The sequence below is a fragment of the uncultured Flavobacterium sp. genome, assembly GCF_963975005.1.
Lineage (GTDB): Bacteria > Bacteroidota > Bacteroidia > Flavobacteriales > Flavobacteriaceae > Flavobacterium.
In genome coordinates, this window is record NZ_CAXBFR010000161.1 from 1 (window position 1) to 5163 (window position 5163).

Genomic DNA, 5163 nt, shown 5'->3' on the forward strand with positions numbered 1-5163 from the left:
TCGAACCAAGGACCCTCTGATTAACAGTCAGATGCTCTAACCAACTGAGCTAAGAAGGAAACTGTATGTTTTTAATCTCAATAATTCTCTTTATGTGTCAAGGATTTATACCCTTTTTGCGAGTGCAAATATAGCACACATTTTTATTCTTGCAAACTTTTTTTAATAAAATTTAAAATAATTTATCTACGATTAATTGGTAGATATCTTTACCAAAGGTTAAAGCCATCAAAGTCAACAAGATAATCATTCCAAAAGTCTGAACTCTTTCTGCAGCTTTTACGCTTAAAGTTTTTCCAGTTATCATTTCTACTATTGTAAAAAGAGCATGTCCACCATCTAAACCTGGAATAGGTAATAAATTAATGAAAGCTAATCCAATTGAAAATAAAGCTGTAAAATTCCAAATAAACTCCCAATTCCACTCATCAGGTAAAATTCTTGCAATTCCAACTGGACTTTTTACCTGTTTGTAAGCTTCTGTCTTTGGACTTAAAATTAACTTAAACTGTTTTACATTATAAACTAATAACTGCCAGGCTTCTTTCGCCGCTGCAGGAACTGCTTCGCTAATGCTTAATTTATTATTTATAAGGTATTCTGTCGTGTCTTTAAAAACAGGAGAAAATCCTAATTTACCTTCTTTATTAACTTGTGCTTTTATACTAGTAGGATTATTACCTCTTATTACCTCAATACTAATAGAGTCATTTTTTTTATTTTGAATTGCATCTGTAAATTCATCATAAAAAGTTAATTCAGTTCCATTTATACCAACCAAAACATCACCTTTTAGCAAGCCTGCTTTAAATGCGTTAGAATTTGGAGTTACCGAATCAATAGCAAAATTAATTCGTCTAGCATAAGCAAAACCTTTCCCTTCCTTACTAATGATTTCTCCTTTTTGTTCTTCAGATAAATCTAGTTCTAATTTTTTTCCGTCTCGTTCTATTTCAATTTTATCACTTAAAAGAACATCGATAATCATCCAATTGAACTTTGGTTGGAGTTTTCCATCAACAGATAAAATTCTATCCCCATCTTTAAATCCAACACTTTTCCCAACTTCCCCAAAAGATAAGCCATTTTTTTGGACAGCTTCTGTTGAAACATATTTTTGTCCAACTGTAGAAAACATGATTAAATAAATAAACCAAGCTAAAAGAATATTAACAATAATTCCACCAAGCATAATAATTAAACGTTGCCATGCTGGTTTAGCTCTAAATTCCCATTCTTCTGGTTCGCTGTTCATTTGTTCAACATCCATACTTTCATCAATCATTCCCGAAAGTTTTACATAACCGCCTATTGGCAGCCATCCAATTCCCCATTCAGTTTTTCCAATTTTTTTCTTTACTAAAGAAAACCCTGCATCCATAAAAAGATAGAATTTTTCTACTCTTACTTTAAATATTTTGGCCGCTAAATAATGACCAAACTCATGAAGAATAACTAATACGGATAATATAAATAGAATTTGTGCTACTTGAATCATTGTTGTACTTAATTTTATAAGCGACAAAAGTAAGGTTTTCACCTTACTTCTGACAATTATTTTTTAAAAGGATTTATTTTTTTAATAGATTTTTAACCACGACACCTTCATTTGTATAAATTCTAGCAGTGAATAGTCCAGTTGACAAATCTTCTATATTAAATTGAGAACTTGTTTTTGTTGAAATTAATTGACCTAAGGTATTATATATTTCTACTTTTTTGATTAATATAGTATCAGGAACAATTAACTCTACAACAGAAGAAGCAGGATTTGGCGATAGTGTAATAGATTCCTGCAATTCAAAAAGCGAATTAGCTAAAGCTGTAGTATTGTTTTTGGAAATGATATGTTTGTTGGGATCAAACGTTAGACCAGTTACTGCAAATGGTACAGTTACTATAAATTGTTGGCCGTTAGTAATGTTTTCTAATCGAGCATCAAAAACTTGACTTCCTGAACCCGTTAAACGAATTTCAATTGGCATTTCAAAGAAAGTAACGCTAGAGTGCGATTGGTTTTGGTTTACCGTAATTTGAACTTGAGTAGAATTTATTGGAGTAGCATTAATTGTGTAAGTTGGATATCCTTGATTGTAAATCCAATCGTTAAAAAATTCAGTTAATGAACTTCCGTAAACGGCTTCTAAATGAGCTTGTAAATTTGGAGTTAAAGCATAGGCATAAGCCAAATTGCTGTCATTTAAATAATTGCGTAAGGCTTGAAAAAACATTGTATCTCCCATTTTCCAACGCAACATTTCTAACACCATTGCCCCTTTGTTGTAGGATAGTCTACTACTAAATATTCGATTAACATTTTCTGCTTCAGTTTCAGTTAAATAAACAGCTCCACTAGTTTGAGAAGTAATACTGTTAATCATGTTATTCTTATCAGAAACAAAAGCAGCAGTTCCATCTAAATTCTCGATTACCAATGAAGCTAAATAAGTTGCAAAACCTTCATTTAACCAAATGTCTCTCCAAGAACCACAAGTAACTTTGTCACCAAACCATTGATGACCTAATTCGTGTGCAATTAAACTTCGACTATAAGCTCCAAGTCCATTTGCGGTCATAAATGAAACTGTTGTATGCTCCATTCCGCCTCCCCAACCAAATTGAGCATGACCATATTTTTCATTTCTAAAGGGATAAGGTGTAAAAGTTTCCTCATAAAAATTCATTATTGTTGGCGTAATTGCAACACTATTTATATTATTTGTAGCCGTTTCGGGATACATATAATTAACAATTGGAAAAAAAGGACTTGCTGTTGTCCCTAAACCAGCTTGTTGATTGTGAATTTGATAATTTGTAACTGCAATGGCAATTAAATAAGCCGGAATAGCATATCCATGATGAAAATGTGTTGTTTTACTTGAACCATTTATGGTTTGAGAAACTTCTAGTCCATTTGTAACACTTGTATATTGTGATGGTGCTGTAATATAAACATCTATACTATTTACTTTGTCATTTAAATCTTGTTTACATGGCCACCAATCTCTGGCACCAAAAGGTTCCGATAATGTCCAAATTACAGGGGTGCTATTATGAGTTGTATTTACAAATGAGCCAAATCCATTAGATTCTGGTGGACCAGCATAAGTAATTACAACAGTTGCACTTGTACCAGTAGTTACAACAGTTGGAAAATTTATAACTAATTCTTTTGTAGCACTTTGCGTAAAAGTTAAGGGTTGTCCATTTCTTGTTATAGAACTAACGGTCATTGAATCACTCATGTCAAAAGTAATTGTTGACATATTTGCCAAAGCAGTAAAAGTCGTAGTGATTACTCCACTAACATTATAAACTGACGGATTTACTGTAAAACGCAATTCATGATAAGTTATATCGTAGTTTTGAGTGTTTGCTGCCGATTTCATTTCAGCTTCTACCATTTTTTCAAATTCAGAAGTATCTGTTTGAGCAAATGTTATTGAGCTTAAAATCAGTACAAATAGGAGTATGATTTTTTTCATTTTTTTAGAATTTTACCCAAATGTAAAGTTTTTTTCTGAAAAAAGTTTTTATCTTATCTAAATTTTAAGGAAATGAAAAGAAATTTAGCAACTGTTTTGCGCTATTTTTAGCATCTAAACTTTCTATTTTATACATTTGCATTCTTAAATTATTTACTATGTTACAAATACAATTTATTAGAGAAAACAAGGAAGAAGTTATCGCTCGATTAGCAAAGAAAAACATGGATGCTAAATCCATTGTTGAAGACATAATTAACTTTGATGAAAAAAGAAGATCAACACAAGTTGCTCTTGATACAATTCTTGCGGAATCCAATAAAGTATCTAAAGACATAGGTGATTTAATGCGTAATGGTGAGAAAGCGAAAGCTGAGATCTTAAAAAGCAAAACAACCCAATTCAAAGAGCAAACAGAAGTATTAAAAGAAACATTAAACACTGTTTCAGCTCAATTAGAAGAAGAATTATATAAATTACCAAATTTACCAGCAGAAATAGTTCCAAACGGAAAAACTCCTGAAGAAAACGAAAATGTTTTTGAAGAAGGAACCATTCCAACTCTTCACGAAGGAGCATTACCTCATTGGGAATTAATAAAAAAATACGACATCGTAGATTTTGAATTAGGCACAAAAATAACAGCACCAGGTTTTCCAGTTTATAAAGGAAAAGGAGCAAAATTACAACGTGCTTTAATTTCTTATTTCTTAGATAAAAATATTGATGCAGGGTATCAAGAATTTCAAGTACCTCTTTTGGTAAATGAAGCTTCAGCTTATGGAACAGGTCAATTGCCTGATAAAGAAGGACAGATGTATCATGATGCAAAAGATAATTTATATTTAATTCCAACGGCAGAAGTTCCAGTAACCAATATCTTTAGAGATGTAATTCTTCAAGAAAATGAATTACCAGTTTTAGCTACAGGGTACACACCTTGCTTTAGAAGAGAAGCAGGTTCTTGGGGGGGGCACGTTAGAGGTTTAAACCGCTTACACCAATTTGATAAAGTTGAAATTGTTCGAATTGAACATCCAGAGAATTCATATAAAGCTTTAGACATGATGGTAGAACATGTAAAAGAAATATTAAACGAACTTAAATTACCATATAGAATTTTACGTTTATGTGGTGGTGATATGAGTTTTGCGTCTGCTTTAACTTATGATTTTGAAGTATATTCAACCGCTCAAGAACGTTGGTTGGAAATCAGTTCAGTATCAAATTTTGAAACTTTTCAAGCCAATCGTTTAAAATTAAGATTCAAAGACAAAGACGGAAAAAACCAATTGGCTCATACTTTAAACGGAAGTTCATTAGCCCTACCTAGAGTCTTAGCCGGAATTTTAGAAAACTATCAAACACCAGAAGGAATTGTAATTCCAGAAGTATTAAGAAGATATACAGGATTTGATATCATTGACTAATAAACGTTAATCTTTATAAAAACAATGTACTAAATTGGCATAAAAAATGTTACTTTAGTACATTATTTGTTTCTAAGTAATTGTATGAGAAAACTTTTTATTCTTTTTTGTTTACTTCTATCAGTATGTGTTAAGGCTCAATCTGAGCAGTTAGCCTATAATTATTTTGATAGAGGTGAATTTGATAAAGCAATTACTTTACTTGAAGAAATTGTTATGAAACAGCCAGGAAATCCTGCGTTTTTTCA

Annotated in this window: 3 protein-coding genes; 1 reads left to right on the forward strand and 2 read right to left on the reverse strand. The window is 31.6% G+C overall.

Going from position 1 to position 5163, the window contains the following annotated elements; all coding sequences use genetic code 11:
* Nucleotides 1-172: 172 nt before the first annotated feature.
* Together rseP and AACZ53_RS13620 are read right to left on the reverse strand one after the other, a co-directional pair.
* Nucleotides 173-1498, reverse strand: a complete 1326-nt coding sequence (rseP, locus tag AACZ53_RS13615; RefSeq protein ID WP_339839546.1) for an RIP metalloprotease RseP — start codon at nt 1496-1498, stop codon at nt 173-175.
* 73 nt (nt 1499-1571) lie between these two features.
* Nucleotides 1572-3485 (reverse strand): M1 family aminopeptidase, encoded by a 1914-nt coding sequence (locus AACZ53_RS13620; protein WP_339839549.1) that lies wholly within the window; start codon nt 3483-3485, stop codon nt 1572-1574.
* Nucleotides 3486-3643: 158 nt separating this feature from the next.
* On the opposite strand from AACZ53_RS13620, the gene serS reads away from it, so the two are divergent.
* Entirely contained in the window at nt 3644-4915 is a 1272-nt protein-coding gene (serS, locus tag AACZ53_RS13625) for a serine--tRNA ligase (RefSeq protein ID WP_339839552.1), read from the forward strand.
* Nucleotides 4916-5163: the final 248 nt, after the last annotated feature.

Excerpts from the sequence above, each read along its gene's own strand:
- rseP (WP_339839546.1), bottom strand. The coding sequence starts at position 1,498 with ATGATTCAAGTAGCACAAATTCTATTTATATTATCCGTATTAGTTATT.
- AACZ53_RS13620 (WP_339839549.1), bottom strand. The coding sequence starts at position 3,485 with ATGAAAAAAATCATACTCCTATTTGTACTGATTTTAAGCTCAATAACA.
- serS (WP_339839552.1), top strand. The coding sequence starts at position 3,644 with ATGTTACAAATACAATTTATTAGAGAAAACAAGGAAGAAGTTATCGCT.